Annotated in this window: 19 protein-coding genes; 9 read left to right on the plus strand and 10 right to left on the minus strand. The window is 44.0% G+C overall.

All coding sequences use genetic code 11. The features are described 5' to 3' along the window. Together G3R48_RS08275 and cysC are read left to right on the plus strand one after the other, a co-directional pair. On the plus strand, positions 1-1,725 hold the full coding sequence (locus G3R48_RS08275; protein WP_153664331.1) for an SLC13 family permease: 1,725 nt from the start codon (positions 1-3) through the stop codon (positions 1,723-1,725). A gap of 38 nt (positions 1,726-1,763) precedes the next feature. Next, positions 1,764-2,387 carry an adenylyl-sulfate kinase gene (gene cysC, locus G3R48_RS08280; RefSeq protein ID WP_153664329.1) on the plus strand — a complete coding sequence of 208 codons (624 nt, stop codon included), beginning with the start codon at positions 1,764-1,766 and terminating at the stop codon, positions 2,385-2,387. 215 nt (positions 2,388-2,602) lie between these two features. On the opposite strand, the gene fliB is transcribed toward cysC, so the two are convergent. The 7 genes from fliB to yjjX form a co-directional block, all read right to left on the minus strand. Further along, positions 2,603-3,778, minus strand: a complete 1,176-nt coding sequence (gene fliB, locus G3R48_RS08285; RefSeq protein WP_153664327.1) for a flagellin lysine-N-methylase — start codon at positions 3,776-3,778, stop codon at positions 2,603-2,605. 58 nt (positions 3,779-3,836) lie between these two features. Beyond that, complete coding sequence (locus G3R48_RS08290; RefSeq protein ID WP_153664325.1) at positions 3,837-5,000, minus strand: membrane dipeptidase; 1,164 nt, start codon at positions 4,998-5,000, stop codon at positions 3,837-3,839. A gap of 20 nt (positions 5,001-5,020) precedes the next feature. Next, positions 5,021-5,470, minus strand: a complete 450-nt coding sequence (locus G3R48_RS08295) for a SufE family protein (protein ID WP_153664322.1) — start codon at positions 5,468-5,470, stop codon at positions 5,021-5,023. Positions 5,471-5,510: 40 nt separating this feature from the next. Further along, complete coding sequence (locus tag G3R48_RS08300) at positions 5,511-6,806, minus strand: aminotransferase class V-fold PLP-dependent enzyme (RefSeq protein WP_153664320.1); 1,296 nt, start codon at positions 6,804-6,806, stop codon at positions 5,511-5,513. Between the two features lie 87 nt (positions 6,807-6,893). After that, positions 6,894-7,934 (minus strand): NADP(H)-dependent aldo-keto reductase, encoded by a 1,041-nt coding sequence (locus G3R48_RS08305; protein ID WP_153664318.1) that lies wholly within the window; start codon positions 7,932-7,934, stop codon positions 6,894-6,896. A 157-nt stretch (positions 7,935-8,091) separates the two neighbouring features. Continuing rightward, on the minus strand, positions 8,092-8,631 hold the full coding sequence (locus G3R48_RS08310; protein ID WP_228497433.1) for a GNAT family N-acetyltransferase: 540 nt from the start codon (positions 8,629-8,631) through the stop codon (positions 8,092-8,094). A gap of 4 nt (positions 8,632-8,635) precedes the next feature. Beyond that, positions 8,636-9,178 carry an inosine/xanthosine triphosphatase gene (yjjX, locus tag G3R48_RS08315; RefSeq protein ID WP_153664316.1) on the minus strand — a complete coding sequence of 181 codons (543 nt, stop codon included), beginning with the start codon at positions 9,176-9,178 and terminating at the stop codon, positions 8,636-8,638. A gap of 439 nt (positions 9,179-9,617) precedes the next feature. Between yjjX and G3R48_RS08320 the strand changes: the two genes are divergently transcribed. Further along, positions 9,618-10,400, plus strand: coding sequence for a ribonuclease H family protein (locus tag G3R48_RS08320; RefSeq protein WP_153664314.1), 783 nt, complete (start codon positions 9,618-9,620; stop codon positions 10,398-10,400). 4 nt (positions 10,401-10,404) lie between these two features. Here the strand turns inward: G3R48_RS08320 and G3R48_RS08325 are convergent, their stop codons facing one another. Both G3R48_RS08325 and G3R48_RS08330 read right to left on the minus strand, forming a co-directional pair. Then, positions 10,405-11,136 (minus strand): hypothetical protein, encoded by a 732-nt coding sequence (locus G3R48_RS08325; protein WP_153664312.1) that lies wholly within the window; start codon positions 11,134-11,136, stop codon positions 10,405-10,407. A 260-nt stretch (positions 11,137-11,396) separates the two neighbouring features. Further along, a complete protein-coding gene (locus G3R48_RS08330) occupies positions 11,397-11,837 on the minus strand; it encodes a GNAT family N-acetyltransferase (protein ID WP_153664310.1) in 441 nt (146 codons plus the stop codon). A gap of 277 nt (positions 11,838-12,114) precedes the next feature. On the opposite strand from G3R48_RS08330, the gene G3R48_RS17380 reads away from it, so the two are divergent. From G3R48_RS17380 to G3R48_RS08350, 4 genes are all read left to right on the plus strand, one after another. Further along, entirely contained in the window at positions 12,115-12,348 is a 234-nt protein-coding gene (locus G3R48_RS17380) for a hypothetical protein (RefSeq protein WP_380713726.1), read from the plus strand. A 286-nt stretch (positions 12,349-12,634) separates the two neighbouring features. Continuing rightward, positions 12,635-13,570, plus strand: coding sequence for a malate dehydrogenase (gene mdh / locus G3R48_RS08340; protein ID WP_153664308.1), 936 nt, complete (start codon positions 12,635-12,637; stop codon positions 13,568-13,570). A gap of 569 nt (positions 13,571-14,139) precedes the next feature. After that, a complete protein-coding gene (locus tag G3R48_RS08345; protein ID WP_228497432.1) occupies positions 14,140-15,270 on the plus strand; it encodes an efflux RND transporter periplasmic adaptor subunit in 1,131 nt (376 codons plus the stop codon). A gap of 12 nt (positions 15,271-15,282) precedes the next feature. Next, the gene (locus tag G3R48_RS08350; RefSeq protein ID WP_153664304.1) at positions 15,283-18,402 is read left to right on the plus strand and encodes an efflux RND transporter permease subunit; all 3,120 of its coding nucleotides are present in this window, start codon (positions 15,283-15,285) and stop codon (positions 18,400-18,402) included. Between the two features lie 163 nt (positions 18,403-18,565). On the opposite strand, the gene G3R48_RS08355 is transcribed toward G3R48_RS08350, so the two are convergent. Then, a complete protein-coding gene (locus G3R48_RS08355) occupies positions 18,566-18,955 on the minus strand; it encodes a thiol-disulfide oxidoreductase DCC family protein (RefSeq protein WP_153664302.1) in 390 nt (129 codons plus the stop codon). Between the two features lie 216 nt (positions 18,956-19,171). Here G3R48_RS08355 and folM point away from each other — a divergent pair, with 216 nt between their 5' ends. Further along, positions 19,172-19,888 (plus strand): dihydromonapterin reductase, encoded by a 717-nt coding sequence (gene folM, locus G3R48_RS08360; protein WP_153664300.1) that lies wholly within the window; start codon positions 19,172-19,174, stop codon positions 19,886-19,888. 142 nt (positions 19,889-20,030) lie between these two features. Then, positions 20,031-21,338 (plus strand): O-acetylhomoserine aminocarboxypropyltransferase/cysteine synthase family protein, encoded by a 1,308-nt coding sequence (locus G3R48_RS08365; RefSeq protein ID WP_153664298.1) that lies wholly within the window; start codon positions 20,031-20,033, stop codon positions 21,336-21,338. Positions 21,339-21,434 lie beyond the last annotated feature (96 nt).

Consider the following 21,434-nt stretch of genomic DNA (forward strand, 5'->3'; position numbering starts at 1 on the left):
ATGAGCGATATTGGCCTATTGGCATGCATATTAGTTGTCATGATAACCGGGCTTGTCAGTGGCATTGCTCGGCCTGCAACCCTGTTTTTCAGTGCCATGCTCGGTTGTTATTTACTGGGGTTAGTACAACTTGATACTGCTTTAGCCAGCTTCACTAATACGGGGTTAATCGTATTAGTGCTGCTGGTACTCGCCGCTTCTGCGCTAGAGAAAACCGCATTAGTGGGCAAGTTAAGTGGCGATATTGGTAAAAACACTTTAGCCAGCACGATTGCCAAACTGGGGGTTTCTACCGCATTGTTGTCATCGTTTACCAATAACACCGCGGTCGTGGCGTCATTAATTGGCGTGGTGCGGCGCAACCAAGTTCATGCTCCTGCTAAGTTATTATTACCGTTAAATTTTGCCGCTATTCTTGGCGGCACATTAACGCTTATTGGCACCTCAACTAACTTAATTGTTAACTCGTTTGTAGAAAGTGCAGGGCTGCCAGCGTTGGGCTTTTTTGAGTTTACGCAAGTGGGCATGTTGTTGGTGTTATTTGGCGGGGCAACCATTGTGTTACTGGCTTATAGCCTGCCTGACCGACGTGAAGCACAAACCGATGAGTCATTGCCTTATTTGCTTGAAGCACATGTCGCAACGCACTCACAATTAGTCGGTCAAACCGTGGTTGAAAACCGCTTAAGAGCATTAAAAAAGCTGTATTTGGTTGAGCTTGAACGCAGTGGTATTCGTATTTGCCCTGTGCCGCCGCACATGGTCATTCAACCCGGTGACATGCTGCGTTTTAGCGGCGCGGTTGAATCGGTGGAGCTATTACATCAGTTTGACGGCCTTGAATGGTTTGGTAAGCAACAAGCCAAAGGTCAAAACTTAGTTGAAGCGGTACTTGCCCCATCGGCATCATTAGTGGGCAGCACCTTAAAACATGTCAGATTTAGAGAAATTTTCGACTCAGCCGTGATGGCCATTCGCCGCGGTAATCAGCAACTAAAAGGCGGTTTGGGTGATATTCAATTACACGCGGGTGATATATTGCTTATTGCGCCAGGTGATGGCTTTAGTCATGCCGCCAAAGAACGCTCAGAATTTGCTGCCATTAGCGGCCTTGATTTAAATGTACGTCTTGATAATAAGCGCGGTCATTTTGTGCTTGGGGCATTTGCTGTCACCATTTTATTGAGCGTGTTAGAAATCATGCCACTGGCAAAAGGGTTGGTGTTATTACTGCTAAGTTATTTAGCTATTGGCGCACTTAATATGACCGAAATTAAACGCCGCTTTCCTATCGAACTGGTGGTGATTGTCGGCAGTGCGTTGTGTATTGCCAGCTTGATGGTGCAAACCGGACTCGCCGACATTATTGCCCACAGTTTAATTAGCGTGTTTAACGGCCATAGTGTGTTTGCCGCTTTTGTAGGGGTGTATTTTCTTACGCTATTAGCGACTGAGATTGTAACTAACAATGCTGCGGCTGCCTTGGCGTTTCCGGTTGCGTTTGCCATTGCCAGTAGTTTTGGTGTTGATCCGCGACCGTTTATTATGGCGGTGGTGTTTGGTGCCAGTGCCAGCTTTATTTCACCATACGGTTATCAAACTAATTTAATGGTGTATAACGCCGGCAATTATAAATGGTCTGACTTTGTGCGTTTAGGTTTGCCGCTATCGTTGGTGTATTCCGCGGTGGTGATTATGGCAGTACCGTACTTTTTTCCTTTTTAAATTGAATTGCCGAAAGGGTTCGGCATGATGGAGTATTCATGACAGATATCGTGTGGCATAAGCATGAAATTGATCAACTAGCGCGCGGTCGTCAAAAAGGTCAAAAGCCTGTATTACTTTGGTTTACTGGTTTGTCAGGCTCTGGCAAATCAACCCTTGCAGGTGCATTAGAGCAAGCCCTGTTTAGCGCTAACTTTCATACTTATTTGCTCGACGGTGACAATGTGCGTCATGGTTTATGCAAAGACTTAGGTTTTAGCATGCAAGACCGTGATGAAAACCTCCGCCGCGTGGGAGAGGTGGCTAAATTGATGGTCGACTCTGGCCTTGTGGTGTTGTCGGCATTTATTTCACCGACTAAGCAAGAACGTGACCGAGTCAGGGAACTGTTTAGCGACGGTGAGTTTATTGAAGTGCATGTTTCTACACCTCTTGAGGTCTGTGAACAGCGCGATCCCAAAGGTTTATATGCCAAAGCTCGCCAAGGCGAGATTGCAAACTTTACTGGGATATCTTCTCCTTATGAAGCGCCTGAAGCGGCGGAGTTAACCATTGATACCAGTAAAGGCGATCTAAGCTTGCAGGTGAATGCGTTGATGAGTTATTTAAATGCTATCCAAGTGATAGACACCGACCATGTTGATAATGGCTTAGGCATTTAAAGTCGGGCTAAATTAGATGGGCTTTGATTCATATACCAATGAGTTTGCTTGTTTAGGTTTACTTTAGCTCGCACCTTGCCTGGATGGATTTAACCGGCTGAGGGCATTGAGCAATCTTGGCGCTTAAGCCTGTTTGCTTGTCATTTAGCGCCAATAAGCCAGTAAAAAACGCGATCAAGTGATCGCGTTTTTATTGTTCATCTTACTGCTCGTGTTTACGCTGTTTTCAGTAACGAAATCGCTGCAGGTAACGAGGTGAGGTCGTATTCGCTTAAAATGTGTTTAACACCCTCGATAAACTTCTTTTTGTGCTGCCTTACAATGCTGTAGGTCTGGAAACAAAGGATAACATCTTGCTGGCTTAAGCCTTGTTGATGATGGTACATCGCCGATAAATAACAGCGGATCATAAAGCAATCAATAATAAGCTGTTGTAATAATTGTTCAGGCTCAAGTGTGTCGCTCATTGGGAAATGGTCGGTGTACATTGAATACAAAATATACCGGGTGAATAGCTCGTCGTGGTTGTCAATCACTTTCACCACACGTTCATTCCACAGCTTGTTCATCTCATCGATTGCGTGAGTCTGTTGTTGGTCAAAAATAGCTTCAATAGCTTGGTTTAATGCATTAAAGCGCGGACGTGCCCCTCGAGAATGTACTTTGCAAACTTCTTTATGTACTGCAATAAAAGTATGGGTTTGCGGCATGACATTATAAGGCAACTCTTGATAGCTTTTAGACAACATATCATTGTTATTCATGGTGACAAGTTGCTGATGGCGGATGTCTATTTGTGCAATCTCAAGTTGATTATTTTTGGCTTGGGTAGCGGTTTTTAATAAAAAACCAATGGCCAATAAGGCTTGTTGCCACGGTTTATTGCTGTTCACTAACAGGTCTAAACTGTAGTCATAGGTTTTTTCTAGCCAAATAGGTAAGGCTTTGGCTACCGTCTTTGAGCCGCTTGCGGTTGATGAAAATTGGAATGCGTCATCAAATAGCACAATACGAGCAACTTCAGGGCATGATAAATACATGCTCATGTACTTATTTGTCGCTAATATTTTGTCATTACGGGGGTAGGTCTTACAGGTATAACTTAATGCTTGTGGGCCTGAGTGAGCATGGATATGACACAGTTTCTGTTCATTTAAAAAAGGGCAGGCGCCGTTTTCATCTAACTTGACTACCGCCCAGTTGGCGGCATCTTTTTTAATCTCTGTGAGTGCAAATTTGGCAATGTCAGCTAAAAAAGGCACTTCAACAGCCTTTTTGTAGCCTTGTTTATCAAAGGTTATTCGCCAGTCATTACAACAGCTGTCCGCGCATTCTGGGCCTATACAATTAAATAAACTGACAAAACTGGGTTTGATGATTGAATTTTCCATTTTGTTCCTTGCTTAGGCCTACCGCGTATCACTGTTCGCTGTAAAGATAGATTTTTGACTAGATTAGCACATCATGCAAAACCCGCGCCCAATTACCGCCAAGGAAACGATCGCGATCTGATGATTTAAAACGCGCTTTGCGCAGTGCATCATCAATTCGGCTCATGCGATCAATATCATTTAATTCAGGGATCACCACATGTTGGGGTTCAATTTCAAAGCCCAATACATTATTGGCACGCATACTATGCCACCAACCAAGGTATTCCTTTACTCCTTCGCTATTGTTGTTATCTAGTGCTAATAGATTTTTTTGGCCACGAAGTGGGAAGTCGTTAGCAATCGCAACGGCTTCTACACCGCCTACACGACTTATATGTTCAATGTGGCGAATATAATCTTTAAGGGTTGGTTCGCTGTTATTGGTTAACCAAAAGCTCATCATAAATACCCCAAAGACGCCGCCAGTATCCGCGATGGCGCGGATAACTTCATCGGGTGAGCAACGGGCATTATTCACAATACTGCGCGCAGCACCGTGGGTTTGTACAATTGGACGTTGGCTGGCTTTAGCGGTATCTAATGCCGTTTGAGCGCTAGAGTGGCTGACATCAATTAACATGTTTTTGTGGTTTAGCGCCTCAATTAACGTATGGCCTTTTGCACTAAGCGGCAAGTTAAGGCTGGTTTCACCATTATTATCTAGTGCGCCGCCAGCAAATTCATTGCCAAAATGGTGGGTTAACTGCAAAATTCGCAGCCCTTGTTCTTTAAACGCTTCTAGTTGTTGCCAATGGTTAAGGGCTGTATCACCTTCAATGCAATCAGCCCCTTGAATTTGGAAAAACACCGCGGTTTGTTGCTGTTTAACGGCCAGTTCAATGTCTGCGCCAATTAAGCCTTTACGGTACACTTCTGGGTGCGCCTCAATCGTGGCGTTGGCTTTGGCAATGCTTTTTATACAGGCATTGTAGGTGCGTTTGTAATTGGTGCTGCCGTCGGGGCGAGTGATGGCTTCAATATCAGAAATATCGGCAATAAAAGCATTGAGCTTAGATGCACGAACGTCATTAATATCGTTGGGCAAAAAGCTCAAACCATCAATGTATAACGGTTGAGATTTAGCCATGCTGGGTAAGGAAGCAAAGGGTGACATTAACGTGGCTGCTCCAAGGCCTTTTAGTAGGTGGCGGCGAGTTGGATTACACACGGTTGTTGTCATTCTATATCCTTAATTTGCTGTTATGAACCTTGCTGGCTAAAAGCGAGAATCGCGTTAGCTAAGGCTGTTATTCCATTGGTACGTGACGGACTTAATTGACCACTGAGCCCAAGCTGCTGAAAGTGTTTATTGAGATCATATTGGCTTATTTCAACACGGCTTTTGCCTTGGGTTTCGCTTAAAATAATTGCAATGAGCCCTTTGACAATTCGCGCATCACTACTGGCAATGAAGTAGTGTTGATTGTCTTGGGCTTGGTGGTAGAGCCATGCATTGCTTTCACAGCCTTTTACTTGCGCAGCATCTTGTTGTAAATGTGCGGGAAATTCAGGTAACTGTTTACCTAATAACATTATTTGGCGGTACTTTTCTTGCCAATTGCTGGCGCGTTGGATATGTGCAACACCTTCAGTAATCGCTTGAGGTAAAGGCGTAAATAATGCGGCGGCTGGTGAAGCTGTCAGTGACATGAAACGGGTCTCGTTAACGGATAAAAACAGTAAGGCTATTTTATACCAAAATGTTGATGACTTCTTTTAAGGCCGTAATAAAACGGTCAATATCATCGTGGTTGCTATACATTCCAACCGAAGCTCTGCAACAGCCTTTAAGCCCTAAGTGGGTCATTAATGGCATGGCACAATGATGGCCGCAGCGTACCGCAATACCTTGCTGATCTAATAAAATCCCCACATCTTGATGATGTTCGCCTTTAATATTAAAGGCCACAGCCCCAATATTGTGCCGGCTGTTATTGGGCATAGCTGTTGAGTTTATATCAGTTAATTCAACCCCATAGAGTTCAATATTGCTTAATAAACTTAACTGTTGCTGAAGATAGCAGACTAATTGCTGTTCATGGTGTTTTATGTGCTCTGAGTCTTGTGAGCGAATAAAATCAATGGCGGCGCCCAAGCCAATGACTTCAGCAATGGGCGGGGTGCCGGCTTCGAGTCGGTTGGGCAGCTCACCATAAGTGGTGTGCTGAAAACTCACGGTTTTGATCATTTCGCCGCCGGTAAGCATTGGGGTTAATTGTTCTAACGCGGCCAGCTTGCCATATAGTACGCCAACACCTGTAGGGCCATACATTTTATGCCCAGAAAAAGCATAAAAGTCACAATCAATTTGGGCCACATTAACCGCTATGTGAGCGATAGCTTGGGCACCGTCGACTAAGGTTATCGCGCCTTTTGCTTTGGCTTTACTCACCATTTGCTGAACCGGATTAACCGTGCCTAATGCATTAGTGACATGAGCAAGGGCGACGACTTTGGGCTGCATAGCAAGTTTAGCGTCATAATCGCTTTGGTCTATAAGCCCATTACTGGTGAGTTTAATTGGCATCACTTTAGCACCAGTGCGCTTAGCAAGTGCTTGCCAAGGCACAATATTGGCGTGATGTGCTGCGCCATCGATTAAAATAATGTCATTGCAATTGAGCTGCTCAGTTAACCCGTGCGCCACCATGTTGATGGCGCTCGTGGTACCGTGAGTAAAAATTATTTGTTGGCGATTGTTGGCGTGAATAAACTGCTGCACCTTATCTCTAACCGCTTCATAGTCGCGGGTGGCTTGTGCTGACAATTGATAAGCGCCGCGATGAACATTGGCATTACCTTGTTGATAGTAATGGTTCATTGCCTCAATGACTGAATGTGGTTTTTGGCTAGTGGCGGCGGTGTCCAAATAACAAATAGAGGGCTGATGCGCCTGCGACAATAACGGAAACTGTTCACGAATAGCGCGGTGGTCAAACGGTTGATTAAGCGCTTTGCTTGGCTGGGTATTAGGTGTGTTTGTCATTGGTTAGCAACTAAAAAGGGCATCAATATAGTGGCGATCTTCGAGTAAATTGCTGCCCTTTGCAAGTCTATCTGTTGGCTTTGATTATTAAGGACAAGGAAAACGGTATAACAATGACAATTCATCAATGCGTTTTAGTAGCTCTGTAGACAAAATTAGCTGATGACTGGCAATGTTTTGCTGTAATTGTTCAAGCCCTGTTGCGCCAATAATATTAGCAGCTACAAATTGACGACTATTAACAAAGGCCAATGCCATTTGAGCAGGTGATAGCGAAAACTCACGGGCTAAGTTGACATAAGCTTGAGTGGCTTCAAGTGCCATTGGGGTGCTGTTATAACGGGCAAAGCGTTTATACACTGTCATTCTAGCGCCTTGTGGCCATTGCTCATTTTCATATTTGCCTGTTAACGCGCCAAACGCTAAGGGTGAATAAGGTAATAATGGCACGTTTTCACGTAAGCTAATCTCAGAGCCACCCATTTCAAAACTGCGGTTGAGTAGGTTGTATGGATTTTGAATGCTGACAATTTTGGGTAAATCGTGTTTCTCTGCCAATTTTAGGTATTTCATTACCCCCCATGGGGTTTCGTTTGAAATACCGATATAACGCACTTTTCCCTGCTTCACCAATTCACTCAAGGCGGTTAAGGTTTCTAAAATCGGTGTGCTGTGGTCGTCATTGTCATGTTCGTACATAAACTGACCAAAAAAGTTAGTTTGACGCTCAGGCCAATGCACCTGATAAAGGTCAATGGTATCAATGCCTAAACGTGACAGCGAGCCTTCAACAGCTTGATGAATGTTACGCCAATCTAGCGCCATATCTGGGCGTAATGGATCTCCTTTTACTCCAGGTGCGGCAACTTTAGTGGCAATGATGAGCTGGTCACGATTGCCTTTGGCTTTGAGATATTGACCGATAATACGCTCTGTTTCGCCTTGGGTTGTTGCTTGCGGCGGTACGGGGTACATTTCTGCGGTATCGATAAAGTTCACCCCTTGGCTAAGGGCATAATCAATTTGCTGGAATGCGTCTGCTTGGGTGTTCTGTTCGCCCCATGTCATGGTGCCTAAACAGATTTTACTGACTTGAAGATTAGAATGGCCGAGTTGTTGATATTCCATGGCAGGCTCCTGTATTGGCGATAATTTCAGGCTAACAAGGATTGTGACATTTTAAAAGCCTAAACCTGTGTGAGCGCGGCCACAGATTAACTGCTTGAAATTAATAGCAGTTTAAAAGCATCGTTTTTTAGAATTAGCACGAGAAACGAATAGACGTTCATAACGTTAATGACATTGCAATTTCGCAAGCATCATGACCGGTATCGCCTAAGTGCGCACAAGGGCGAAACCCGAGACGTTGATAAAAGGCCAAAGCTTCAACTAATACCGCAGTGGTTTCAAGGTAGATACGGGTATACCCAGCGGCTTTGGCAAACGTGTGGCAAGTGTCAAATAAGGGCTGCGCCATTTTTAGGCCCCTAATAGAATCACTAAAATACATTTTTTGTAGTTCAGCGGTATCAACATGACCACTTAGCGGCGCAATGCCTGCGCCGCCAACAACGCATTGTTGGCGTTCAATCACCCAATATTGAGCATTAGTTTTGTCATAGGTTTGCATCATGCAATCAAGGCTTGGGTCACTCACGCCGTAGCCTTTATCAGCGGTTAACCCGTATTGGGCTGACACTTGGCGGATAACGTTGGCAATAGCGGGATTATCCGCCAAAGTAATGGGCCGAATAAGGCCATTGGCTTTGAGGCTACTTTGCTGGCGTGCTAATAACATGGCAGCATGATTATTGAGTTTGCTCATAAGGTTAATCGTACAGTTCTGGGTTAACAAAAGGGGCCATTGCAAGCACCAATGCTTGGGTATAATTACTGGTACGCGTGGCAAGGTTTTGGGTTAACAAACCAATTGCGCCGCCTTTTTGTTTAATGTTGTCGGTTTTAAACAGCCTATCCATCACATGGCCTAATTCTTCACCTTCAGTCAGGGCGTGGTAAACCTGCTTAGGCAGTGGCAATAATGCTCCGCGGCCAACGCTAAGGCGTTGCTGGTGGATAATGGCCATATAAGCAAACGTCGCCGCGCCGTGATCAAATAAATCCACTCCACCTTCCATTGCAATACAAAAGTCGGCATTAGGATATTGCTGCTGACAATAGTTAACCCGATTGATTGCACCTTGTTGAGTTTCTTTATCTGTCATCGGTTGGTCGGCAACTTGTGAGGGCGCCGCTATGGATTGGCAATCGATAATGGCGTCGGGGTAATACAGGCTTAATGTTTGTTTTGCGGCATTAATTTTTACAGGATTGGTTGAGCCGACAATCAGGCTAATAGTGTTTTCAGGCATAATGTTATCTAATTTGATGAGCCGTAATAGCAAACATGACCGATTAAAAACAGATTGTGGTCACGTTAAGACGAATACGTGTAATGGGCTAATGGCTAAATCATACCAGCATGATGGCAATATAAAAGCGCCTTGCAGCGCTAAAGTTAACTGGGAGAACAATACCAATGATGCTTGCAAGCGTTTGTTATCCTCGCTTGTTACTTTCGCTTGTTATTGGCGCTGAGTTAAATAGTGTCACAACTGAGGTAAAATTAAGCCGTTAAGGCGCTGCGAGGTATTGATAATTTCGCTTTGGCATAAATCGTGGCATCATCAAGCTTCATTTGGCAGTGTGCGCTGTTAGCGCATACTTAACTGATAATATGACTCTTATTTAGCGGCTAATATGATTCATTGTTAGCGTATTGTGCGGTCATCATTTTCAAGGTAACAAAGCATGGCAAAGAAATTTTATGTTGTTTGGCAAGGTCGTCAACCGGGAATTTACGACAACTGGAATGAAGCAAAGCAGCAGGTCGATAAGTTTGCTGGAGCAAAGTATAAGTCGTTTCCAAGTTTTGCTGAGGCGAAAAGTGCATTTTCTCAAACTGCATCTGCCAATATCGGTAAAGCACCTCAAGGGCGAAAAAATAGTGCAAGTGGGGCAAAAACCACTAAAGATGCCAGCACTAAAAAAGCAGATAACCAAGCCATATTAAATAACTTTGATGTGGTGATTTACACCGATGGCGGCTGTGAGCCTAATCCTGGCAAAGCGGGGTCTGGTGTCGCAGTATATCAACAAGGTGAATTGTCGAGTTTATGGTTTGGGTTATATAACCCCAATGGCACCAATAACACCGCCGAGTTAAATGCATTGCACCAAGCGTTGTTAATGGCCAAGCAAGCGTTAGAGGCGGGTAAAACGGTACAAGTGCTGACTGACTCGCAGTATTCACTTAATTGTGTCAGTAATTGGGCTTATGGCTGGAAAGCCAAAGGCTGGGTTAAAAAAAGCGGTGAAATTGCCAATTTAGGGTTAATTAAACTTGCTCACGATTTGTATGACAGCATGAAAGATCAGTTAGTGATTGAGCATGTGTCTGCCCATATTGGGATTGAAGGCAATGAGCTGGCCGATAGAATGTCAATTTATGCGGTAGATAAGCAGCAAACTGAATTTGTCGCTTATCCACAGCCATTTGAATTAAGCCAAATCTTAGCGCTGCGAGCAGGGTAATACGTTAATATTGAATGTTTAATTTTGCGCAGCGGTAAATGGCTCTCACCGTGGGTAAGGTCACGTTTGATTGTTTAAAGGTTTCATGTAAGTTCTTAAAGGTTTTATAGTGCATGATATCTTCAACAATATGACGTGGCTGACATTCAAATTGTTGGGATAAAGCCACGAGCAATTCAGAAGTAAATTTTACCGATTCATTCATAAATTCGCTGACTTGGTTTTTGCGATTTTCTTTGAGCTGTTGCTTGCGGAACACTTGTGAATCTTGGGCATTCTTTAAGCGCAGTTTGTGCTGATTCCACACCTCAGGATTAGTGAGTAACTGCATATCACCCATGATGTCATTGGCGCTGCAGTGATACTTTTGCGCCAATGAATTCAATAAATCAACGTCATCAAACTTCATCCCTTTGATGGCTAATAAGGTGATGTGATCGCGGCGTTGATTAATCACCTCTAATTCAGCAATTTTCTCAGGCGTCAGTGACTCAATATCAACTAAAGGTTGCTCTGGCGCTGCGAGGTGGGGATGATGTTCTGGTTGATCTGAGAAACTGGTGTGCGACGCTTCAAGCTGAGTTTGATTCTCTTCTTCTGTCCGTTGATGTTGAACAGCGGCGTTTTTAGGGGCGGTATCGCCGTGGTTTGAATAGTCATTATGCTTCGTGTTAGCCACATTTCGTGCGGTATTGTCTGTGGTATTTCTTTGACGTGTTTGAGTACGAAGTGACATGCACAACTCTTAGATTAAAGGCGATAATTTCTAACGGAAATTATCTGTGATTTTTAACATGTATGCATCTTAAACAACCTAAAAGCCGACCTGGTTATAAAATCGACTCATATCTGTGAGCTGGCACGGATTTTATGCTGCCGTGATGTCAGCACTGTCATCCCGGCCTCAAGCTTTCAGTATCAGCGATAATGCGCCTGTTTAACGGTGAAAAAACAAGGGGCGATGCCAACAAAGGCGGCATCAAGCGCCAAATAGGATTATTGTTCAAACATTAAATAATGGCTTTGGCTCATGCCGAGTTTTTTATAGGTTTGCTGGGCAATATGATTATCGTGTTCAACATATAATCTAAAACAATCGCCGTCGCCATTGGTTTGTGCCAGCTGTTTTACATATTGATAGAGCTTGGCGTACACCCCTTTACGGCGATGTTGCGGCGTCACATACACACTTTGAACCCAATAATATTGTTGAGCGCGCCAATCACTCCATTCAAATGTGACCATTAATGAACCTAAAATTTGCAGGTCTTGCTCGGCCACTAAATAAAATCCGCGCTCAGGATGTTCAAGCATCCCTTTTACACCTCTTGTTAAGGTGTCAGTATCAAGTTGCAGGTTTTCGGTTTCTAATGCCATTGCCTGATTAAACTGGACTAATGCGGTGAGATCGCTAGCGTTTCCTAGTCTTATTTGCATAAATATTTGCTCAATTATCGGTGTTAACAAGCTGCCGTATTCGACTAAAGTCTACTATGCTTAATGTTCAACTCGACAGCCGCTTTTGGGGGGAAACATGTCCCGTCAGTATCAATTTAGAGTGCAGCGTTATCGTAACGCAAATTCACTTCATCCACAGCCGCTACATTATCAAAAGCATCAGCAAGCTAATATTGGCCAACAAGCTCAAGGCCTGCCATCGGGTCAATTTCATCAACGCAGCCCATGTTATCAAGTACATCATCACCAAGGCGCTGTGGCGCATCAAGCTAGGATTAATCATCCGCTACATTTTTGTTTAACCTTATTCACGTTAAGTTTGTGGGCGATAGTTTGGTGGTGGTTAATTTTAAAAGCGCGCGGTAAGGGTAATTTTATCACCGCGTTAGATGATGATTATTGGAGTTACTTAATTGAACGGGAACAGCCGCCAGCGGCCTTGTATCAACTCAAAGTCGGCGCGGATGTAACAGCAAAATTTGATGCATAAAGTTAATTGGCTTTTATTTTAGTAACGATATTGAGGTAATGTTTATTTGTAGCTATTCATGTTTTTAACATCTGCCAAGGTTAATTATTTGCTTATAAGCAAGTTTAATTTTGAATATAACGGTGAAACCCTAACTGGGGTTCAATTGTTCAGCTAATCAGTGTTTTAGCAGATTCATATTTTGCTATGCAGGCCAATGGATAATTGAAATTGCGCCGACATTAAAGTAATGTGACGCCCGTAGAAACAAGATCTATGTCACAAACTGCATATTATGGAGATGATTATGAAAGTTGCTGTACTTGGTGCTGCTGGTGGTATTGGCCAGGCGTTAGCTTTATTGTTAAAAACTCAATTGCCTGCGGGCTCTCAGTTGTCTCTGTATGACATTGCGCCAGTGACTCCTGGTGTTGCTGTTGATCTAAGCCATATCCCAACTGCTGTTGAAGTCACAGGTTTTGGCGGCGAAGACCCAACGCCTGCGCTAGAAGGTGCTGATGTGGTTCTTATCTCAGCAGGTGTTGCACGTAAGCCGGGTATGGATCGTTCTGACTTATTTAATATTAATGCTGGCATTGTACGTAACTTAATTGAAAAAGTGGCGGTTACTTGTCCTAAAGCATTAGTGGGTATCATCACAAATCCTGTCAACACTACGGTTGCTATTGCTGCTGAAGTGCTTAAAAAAGCAGGTGTTTATGACAAAAGCCGTTTATTCGGTGTGACCACATTAGATGTTATCCGCAGCGAAACATTTATTGCTGAACTAAAAGGCGTAAATGTAGCCGACGTTAAACTAAACGTGATTGGCGGCCACAGTGGCGTGACCATTTTACCGCTACTTTCTCAAGTAGAAGGCGTGTCATTTACTGACGAAGAAGTAGCTTCACTTACTACGCGCATTCAAAATGCAGGTACTGAAGTTGTTGAAGCTAAAGCCGGTGGCGGCAGCGCAACATTATCAATGGGACAAGCTGCTTGTCGCTTTGGTTTATCATTAGTGCGCGGCCTACAAGGTGAAGCGAATGTGGTTGAATGTGCTTATGTTGATGGCGGCAGTGAACATGCGCAGTTTTTCGCCCAACCAGTACTACTTGGCAAAAACGGCGTAGAGCAAGTATTAGCTTACGGCGAAGTCAGTGCATTTGAAGCCAATGCCCGTGACGAAATGCTAGCAACCTTACAAGGTGACATTAACATTGGCGTTGAATTTGTAAAATAAATACTGCCCAATGTCATTAAAAACGCGAAGCTAAGGCTTCGCGTTTTTTTATGCCTATGATGACATGATTACCTCGCATCTCATGGGCTTCCCCTGCTATTTCATCTTGTCATTTCACTTACCCAGTTAACATCTTATTTATTCACCTCTAGGGCCTATCGGCAGTATAAATAGCCTTAATCGCTTTGTGCTTAACTGTCGTCAAATCAACTTCATATCGTGTTCAAGGTATTTTAGGTTTTCTTGTGCTGCTCATTAGTAGTAAAACCGCGCAATATTCCCCTAACGAGCGTCAGGCACTAGCACACGTAAATCACATCCGCGCTTGGTGATTTCCCATTGGTCTATTTTTACTGACTTCAATCGCGATTTCACAGAGCAATAATGGGGATTTTCAGCCTCTTAAAGTGCTTTATCGGGTATGAAGTGTGTTTTGTGTAAATTTGTTGTTATTGCAATGTAATGATGGTTCAATTACTTCACAGATATCATATTGATTTCTAAATTAAACTTCTTGGAGGCGTGCGATGTTGGTTTTAAATCATCTTTGGGTAAAAACAGGAATAGTCATGAGCCTATTCATGCTGCTAAGTGCTTGTTCTGACGCACCACAGCAAGCACAAAAAAGCGTGCCGAGTGTCGTGATTAACATTGCTGAACTAAAAGAAATTAAGCCGATGTCTGAAATTGTTGGCCGAACGCAAGCTTCTGAAGATGTGGTGATTAAATCGCAAATACAAGGGCAGTTGCTCAAACGGGCATTTAACGAAGGTCAAGATGTTGCCGCTGGTGATTTACTGTTTGAAATCGACCCGGCGACGTATCTTGCCACATTAGCTCAGCATCAAGCGGTATTAAAGCAAGCGTTTGCTTCTAAAGATGTTGCGATTATGAACTGGAAACGCGGTAAAAAACTCTTACCCGATGGCATGATAAGCGCGCAAGACATGGATGAACTAACCAGTCGTAAACTCACCACCGAAGCCGGGGTTGTTGAAGCGCAAGCCGCAGTGAAGGCCGCAGAATTACAACTGAGTTATACCAAAGTTTACGCCCCTATTTCTGGACGTATAAGCAACTCTAAAGTGAGCCTAGGTGACATTATTAGCCCGCAAACTGAAATGGCTAATTTGGTACAACTGCAACCCATGTGGGTTGGGTTTCAAGTCGCTGAACGTTCGCTTATTTCATTTCAGCAAGAGTTGGCTAAAAATCCTGAGCGCCAATTAAAAGTTGAAGATGTGCAGATTAAATTGCGCTTACCTAATGACACCATTTTTAATGAAGTGGGCAAAATTGACTTTGTGAGCAATCGCGTTGACGCCGCCACAGGCACATTGTCATTACGCGCATCCTTTGATAATGCTGAAAGCTTAATGTTACCTGGGCTGTTTGTGACCTTAATGATTGAGTCTCCTGTCGTTGAACAAGCCATTTTAATTCCCCAAGCTGCGGTACAAGAAGATCAGCAAGGCCGTTTTGTCATGCTGCTTAATCAACAAGGTTTAGTTGAGAAGCGCATTGTCACTTTAGGTGAACGTTTTGGCATCGATTGGCGAGTCTTGTCAGGCATTGAAGTCGGCGAAAAAATCATTGTTGATGGTCTGCAAAAGATCCGTGCTGGAATTGAAGTTAATGCGGTAGAGCAACAGCTTAAACCGTTTAGCGAATTGGAAAAATCTAACGCCAACGCCGCTTAATAGGAGATTGTTATGATTAGTGATTTCTTTATTAACCGACCAAAGTTCGCCTTTGTTATTTCAATTGTACTGACGTTAGTTGGCTTAATTGCTATTCCCGTGTTATCGGTGGCCGAGTTTCCAGAAATGGCACCGCCACAAGTGAATGTGTCAACTAGCTATTCTGGTGCTAGTGCCGACATTGTTAAAGACACCATTGCTCAGCCAATTGAGGCAGAGGTTAATGGCGTTGAAGGCATGATTTACATGGAATCGAAAAGTGCCAATGACGGCAGTTATTCGTTAAGTGTCACCTTTGAAGTGGGCACCGATCCTGACATGGCGCAGGTGAAAGTGCAAAACCGCGTGCAACAAGCCATGCCGCGCTTACCTGAAGAAGTGAAACGCCAAGGGGTAAAAGTTGAAAAACAAAGCCCGAATATGTTGATGGTGGTAAACCTCTTTTCGCCTAACGAATCATTCGACTCACTTTTTATTACTAACTATGCTGGCTTAAATGTAAAAGATGCCTTGGCGCGTCAAGGTGGGGTGTCTAAAGTTCAAGTTATTGGTGGCATGGATTACGCCATCCGTATTTGGTTAGACCCTAATAGCATGGCTAGCTTAGGCGTTACCGCAACAGATGTTATTGCTGCGCTGCAAGAGCAAAATATTCAGGTGGCCGCAGGACGAATTGGCGCTGCACCAGTAGACCCTAATCAACAATTTCAATATACCTTACAAACCAAAGGGCGCTTAAAAGACCCAGATGAATTTGGCCGGGTGATGATCCGCGCTAATAATGATGGCTCAAAAGTGACCGTTGCTGATGTTGCTCGCATTGAGCTTGGCTCGCAAACTTACGATGCTCAAGGCAAGTTAAATAATAAACCGTCAGCGATTATTGCGGTGTATCAATCACCCGACGCCAACGCGCTTGAAGTCGCTGCAGCAGTCAAAGCCGAGATGGAAAACTTGTCGGCTAACTTCCCGAAAGACCTAAAATATGACGTGTTATACGACACCACCTCATTTGTTGAAACCTCAATTAAAGAAGTGGTTCAAACCTTAGTTATTTCAATCTTGTTGGTTATTTTTGTGGTGTACATCTTCTTGCAAGATGCGCGCTCAACCTTAGTGCCAGCAATTGCGATTCCGGTGTCATTAATTGGTACGTTTGCGTTTTTATTGTTGTTTGGTATGAGCATTAATACCGTGTCGTTATTTGCGCTTATTTTGGCTATCGGGGTGGTGGTGGATGACGCCATTGTGGTGGTCGAAAACGTCACTCGGTTAATGCAAGATGAAGGTTTATCGGCCAAAGAAGCAACCTCAAAAGCCATGAAAGAAGTTACCGGCCCTATTATTGCTACCACATTAGTTCTGTTGGCGGTGTTTGCGCCAACAGCGGTAATGCCGGGTATTACCGGGCAAATGTATGCTCAGTTTTCGGTGACGATTTGTATTTCAGTACTGATTTCTTCCATTAATGCATTAACGTTAAGCCCAGCGTTATGTGCCACCGTTATGCGTCGTCCTAAAGCGCATAAACAAGGTTTTCACGCCAAATTTAACCACTACTTTACTATCGCCACCGGTAAATACATGACCTTAGTGTCAGGCTTGGTGCGTAAATTAGCTTTAGTTGGGGTGGCATATGTGGTGTTAATTGGCCTGACAGCTGGTGCGGCTAAAATATTGCCGTCAGGTTTTGTGCCAATGGAAGATAAAAAAGCCTTTATGGTCGATATTCAACTGCCAGATGGCGCCTCGCTCAATCGTACCGAAGATGTCATGCGTGAGTTAGTGACCCTGACACTGCAAGAAGAAGGGGTTGAGAATGTCATTCATGCCAGTGGCTTTAGTATTTTAACTGGTTCGGTGTCATCAAATGGCGGCCTAATGATTGTGACATTGGCTGACTGGGCACAGCGTGAGCGCGAGGATTTAGCCGAAGCGGCCATTGTGGCTAAATTGCAGGCCAAATACAGCGCTAATCCGTCAGTGAAAGCGATGGCGTTCTCGTTACCGCCTATTCCTGGCGTCGGTAGTGTCGGCGGTTTTGAATTTGTACTGCAAGACACCCAAGGACGCTCGCCACAAGAGTTGTCGTCGGTTATGCGCGCGTTAATTATGAAAGCCAATGAGCAACCAGAAATTGCATTTTCGTTCAGTAACTTTCGGGCTGACGTGCCGCAAATGTTTGTTGATGTTGACAGAGACAAAGCCAAAGCCATGGGCATTTCATTAAACGAAATCTTTACCACAATGCAAACCATGTTGGGGTCGATGTACGTAAACGACTTTAACCGTTTTGGTAAGGTGTTTCGGGTTATGCTGCAAGCAGAAGGCGAGTTTAGGAATTCAGACCGGGATATTGCTAAATTCTATGTGCGCTCAGCTGATGGCGAGATGGTGCCATTAAGCACCTTAGTGACGGTGACGCCCATTTTAGGGCCTGACGTAATGAACAGTTACAACATGTTCAATTCCACCACCATTAACGGTTTTCCTGCCCAAGGTTTTAGTTCCGGTGATGCCATTAAAGCGATGGAACGCGCCGCGAATGAAAGCTTGCCATCAGGTTATACCTTTGAATGGACAGGGCAAACTTATCAAGAAATTAAAGCGGGTAACTTAGCCCCGTTAATCTTTGGTTTAGCGCTGGTATTTACCTATTTATTCTTGGTGGCGCAATATGAAAGCTGGAGCATTCCATTTGCGGTGATGCTGGCAGTGCCAATTGCTATACTTGGTGCGTTTGCCAACATATTATTGATGGGCGGCGACTTAAACTTATATGCGCAAATTGGCTTAGTGTTGCTGATTGGTCTGGCATGTAAGAATGCCATTTTGATTGTCGAATTTGCCAAGCAATTGCGTGAAGAAGGTAAAAGCATACTTGAGGCGGGTGAAACCGCTGCAAGGCTGCGCTTTAGAGCCGTATTAATGACTGCATTCTCATTTCTACTTGGGGTATTACCGTTAATTATTGCCACTGGGGCAGGCTCTGGTAGCCGCCGCGCCTTAGGTTACTCAGTGTTTGGTGGTATGTTAGCTGCAACCTTAGTGGGGACCTTATTAGTGCCAGTATTTTATGTGATGATGCAAAAAATGCGTGAGCGACTTAAAGCTAAAGCTATTGAGTCATAAGCACGTTGTGATGGTATCGAACGCAATGCTATCTAGACATTAATAATGATAACAAGCCCTGAATATTCAGGGCTTTTTTATTGCTTAATTAGGATGCATTTGGCACTTGCTGTTTATAGATGAGTGTTAAAAGCTGGGTGATAAGGCCGCTTTAGCAGCGGTTTTATTTCATATTACATTGGCCGCTGTCACAGCGCTGCTGGCCAGTCAGTAGATATGAAATTTTATAACGGTTATTTGCAAAGGCGGTATAGGCTTTATCGGCAAATGGTTTCACCAGCGGTAGGCGTAACAATTTAACCCAGCAATGTTTACCCACTAACGACCAGGCTTTGGCAGTGACATCAAGCCCAAGTAACATCTCACCTTTGTGGGTTAAGCCGTGCAAAATGGTGTTGGCTTTTTCAATATCGAGCATCGGGTAACGTTCAGCTAAATCATCAGCATTTAAGTCTTCTAGTTGAATGCGACCTTCGCTGTCATGGCTTTTAAGTTGCGCCATTTCATTGCTGCATAACGGACACGCGCTGTCATAAAAAATGGTTAATTCCATAAAAACCTCTTACTGATTACAAGTCACTCATGTGTACTTATTGGCTTGTGATTATTACCTATACGGCGGGCTTAACGAAAAAGATCGCCTACAAATCGAAATTGGCCTAGATAAATCTAATCGCAAATAAAGTGACGATGATTGCTGTATTTAGCATGGTTTATTGAGGTTGATTACGCCATTATATGAAAACAAAACAACAATATAGAGGCAGGTATGAGTCGAACAATTTTAATTACGGGCGTGGGTAAGCGCATTGGCTTTGCATTGGCAAGTTACTTCCTTGAACAAGGGCATAAGGTATTAGGGACTTATCGCACCCATTATCCAAGTATTGAGCAATTAGCGCAGCGCGGGGCAACGCTGATCCAATGTGAGCTAACCGACGATAATGCCATTGCCGCGTTAATCAAGCAGGCACAAACAATGGATAACCTCGATACCATTATTCATAACGCTTCAGACTGGTTACCCGACAACGCGCACAACATGTCGCCAAGCCAAATTATGCAGCAAATGATGCAAGTGCATGTTGGCGCGCCTTACCAAATTAACTTAGCTTTAGCCGCCAAACTAAAACAAGATGCCAATGATATTGGCGGCAGTAGCATTATTCATTTTACTGATTATGTGGCCGAAAAGGGCAGTAAAAAACACATGGCTTATGCGGCCAGTAAAGCGGCGCTGCATAATCTCACATTGTCGTTTGCTAGCTTATTAGCACCGCAAGTTACTGTTAATTCAATTGCGCCTGCGATGATTCTATTTAACGAGCACGACGATGATGCTTATAAAGTTAACGCGTTAGCCAAAGCTATTTTACCTAAAGAGGCCGGCCTTGAAGAGATCGTTCAATTGGTTGAGTACCTGCGTAATAGCCAATATGTGACAGGTCGAAGTTATGCCGTTGATGGTGGCCGACATTTACGTTAATAGCCTATTTGCGGTCATAAACGTGACGAGAGAATGGGTTAATAGAAAAAGAGATAAAAAACATTTGGACATCTAGATGGCTATTTGTTAGTTTCAATACACGCTATTTTTCATCGAACATTTAAGATAAAGGGAAAGCCACATGACAACGCGCAATTTAAAACTAGAATCTCTCGCTTTGCACCATGGTTATCAATCAGAAGCAACCACCAAAGCCGCTGCCGTGCCTATTTATCAAACTACCTCTTATACTTTCGATGACACCCAACACGGTGCCGATTTATTTGACTTAAAAGTGCCAGGCAATATTTATACCCGCATTATGAACCCAACCACGGACGTACTTGAGCAGCGCCTTGCTGCTATTGAAGGTGGTGTGGCGGCATTAGCTGTTGCCTCAGGCATGGCGGCCATTACTTATGCGCTGCAAGCGTTAACGCAGGTCGGTGATAACATTGTCAGTACCAGCCAGCTTTATGGTGGCTCTTATAATTTATTTGCCCATTCGCTTCCGCGCCAAGGCATTGATGTGCGTATGGCAAATTATGACGACTATGCTGGCCTTGAAGCCCTAATAGACGACAACACTAAAGCCTTATTTTGTGAATCCATTGGTAATCCAGCCGGTAATGTGGTTGATTTACAACGTTTAGCCGCAATCGCCCATAAACATGGGGTGCCGTTAATTGTTGATAACACCGTTGCTACGCCTGTATTGTGCCGCGCAATTGAGCATGGCGCTGACATCGTTATTCACTCATTAACCAAATACATTGGTGGCCACGGCACGACCGTTGGCGGGGTGATTATTGACTCTGGTAAGTTTGACTGGGTCGCTAATAAACAACGTTTTGCGATTTTAAATGAGCCCGATCCGTCTTATCACGGCGTGGTCTACACCGAAGCCTTTGGCCCTGCTGCCTTTATTGGCCGTTGCCGCGTAGGTCCTCTGCGTAATACAGGGGCGGCTTTGTCACCACAAAGTGCATTCTTATTACTCCAAGGCTTAGAAACATTAAGTTTGCGGATGGAACGTCACTGTGAAAACGCCCTAGCATTAGCCACGTTTTTACAAAACCACCCTAAAGTGAGCTGGGTAAACTACGCGGCATTACCTGACAGCCCGCAATATGAACGTTGTCAAAAAATTACCCAAGGTAAAGCATCTGGCATTATTAGTTTTGGGATTAAAGCTGACAATGCTGAGGCGGGTAAAGTGGCGGGTGGTAAGTTTATTGATGCACTGCAATTGGTGCTACGTTTAGTGAATATCGGCGATGCTAAATCGCTGGCGTGTCATCCTGCGACAACCACCCATCGCCAACTTAACGCGCAAGAGCTAGCCAGTGCAGGTGTGTCTGAAGACTTAATCCGTATCTCAGTTGGCATTGAGCACATTGACGATATCATTGCTGATATCACTCAAGCGTTAGACGCCGCGACGGCATAAATGCCTAGCGGTGTATTGAGATAACTGACACATGCCGGAGTCCGGTTGTCATCAGCGACAAATAAAAAAACCGTTATCGAGATAACGGTTTTTTTG

Source organism: Shewanella intestini (assembly GCF_018221465.1).
GTDB classification, from domain to species: domain Bacteria; phylum Pseudomonadota; class Gammaproteobacteria; order Enterobacterales; family Shewanellaceae; genus Shewanella; species Shewanella intestini.

Coding starts and splice junctions, on each gene's coding strand:
- G3R48_RS08275 (WP_153664331.1), top strand. CDS start 1: ATGAGCGATATTGGCCTATTGGCATGCATATTAGTTGTCATGATAACC.
- cysC (WP_153664329.1), top strand. CDS start 1,764: ATGACAGATATCGTGTGGCATAAGCATGAAATTGATCAACTAGCGCGC.
- fliB (WP_153664327.1), bottom strand. CDS start 3,778: ATGGAAAATTCAATCATCAAACCCAGTTTTGTCAGTTTATTTAATTGT.
- G3R48_RS08290 (WP_153664325.1), bottom strand. CDS start 5,000: ATGACAACAACCGTGTGTAATCCAACTCGCCGCCACCTACTAAAAGGC.
- G3R48_RS08295 (WP_153664322.1), bottom strand. CDS start 5,470: ATGTCACTGACAGCTTCACCAGCCGCCGCATTATTTACGCCTTTACCT.
- G3R48_RS08300 (WP_153664320.1), bottom strand. CDS start 6,806: ATGACAAACACACCTAATACCCAGCCAAGCAAAGCGCTTAATCAACCG.
- G3R48_RS08305 (WP_153664318.1), bottom strand. CDS start 7,934: ATGGAATATCAACAACTCGGCCATTCTAATCTTCAAGTCAGTAAAATC.
- G3R48_RS08310 (WP_228497433.1), bottom strand. CDS start 8,631: ATGAGCAAACTCAATAATCATGCTGCCATGTTATTAGCACGCCAGCAA.
- yjjX (WP_153664316.1), bottom strand. CDS start 9,178: ATGCCTGAAAACACTATTAGCCTGATTGTCGGCTCAACCAATCCTGTA.
- G3R48_RS08320 (WP_153664314.1), top strand. CDS start 9,618: ATGGCAAAGAAATTTTATGTTGTTTGGCAAGGTCGTCAACCGGGAATT.
- G3R48_RS08325 (WP_153664312.1), bottom strand. CDS start 11,136: ATGTCACTTCGTACTCAAACACGTCAAAGAAATACCACAGACAATACC.
- G3R48_RS08330 (WP_153664310.1), bottom strand. CDS start 11,837: ATGCAAATAAGACTAGGAAACGCTAGCGATCTCACCGCATTAGTCCAG.
- mdh (WP_153664308.1), top strand. CDS start 12,635: ATGAAAGTTGCTGTACTTGGTGCTGCTGGTGGTATTGGCCAGGCGTTA.
- G3R48_RS08345 (WP_228497432.1), top strand. CDS start 14,140: ATGAGCCTATTCATGCTGCTAAGTGCTTGTTCTGACGCACCACAGCAA.
- G3R48_RS08350 (WP_153664304.1), top strand. CDS start 15,283: ATGATTAGTGATTTCTTTATTAACCGACCAAAGTTCGCCTTTGTTATT.
- G3R48_RS08355 (WP_153664302.1), bottom strand. CDS start 18,955: ATGGAATTAACCATTTTTTATGACAGCGCGTGTCCGTTATGCAGCAAT.
- folM (WP_153664300.1), top strand. CDS start 19,172: ATGAGTCGAACAATTTTAATTACGGGCGTGGGTAAGCGCATTGGCTTT.
- G3R48_RS08365 (WP_153664298.1), top strand. CDS start 20,031: ATGACAACGCGCAATTTAAAACTAGAATCTCTCGCTTTGCACCATGGT.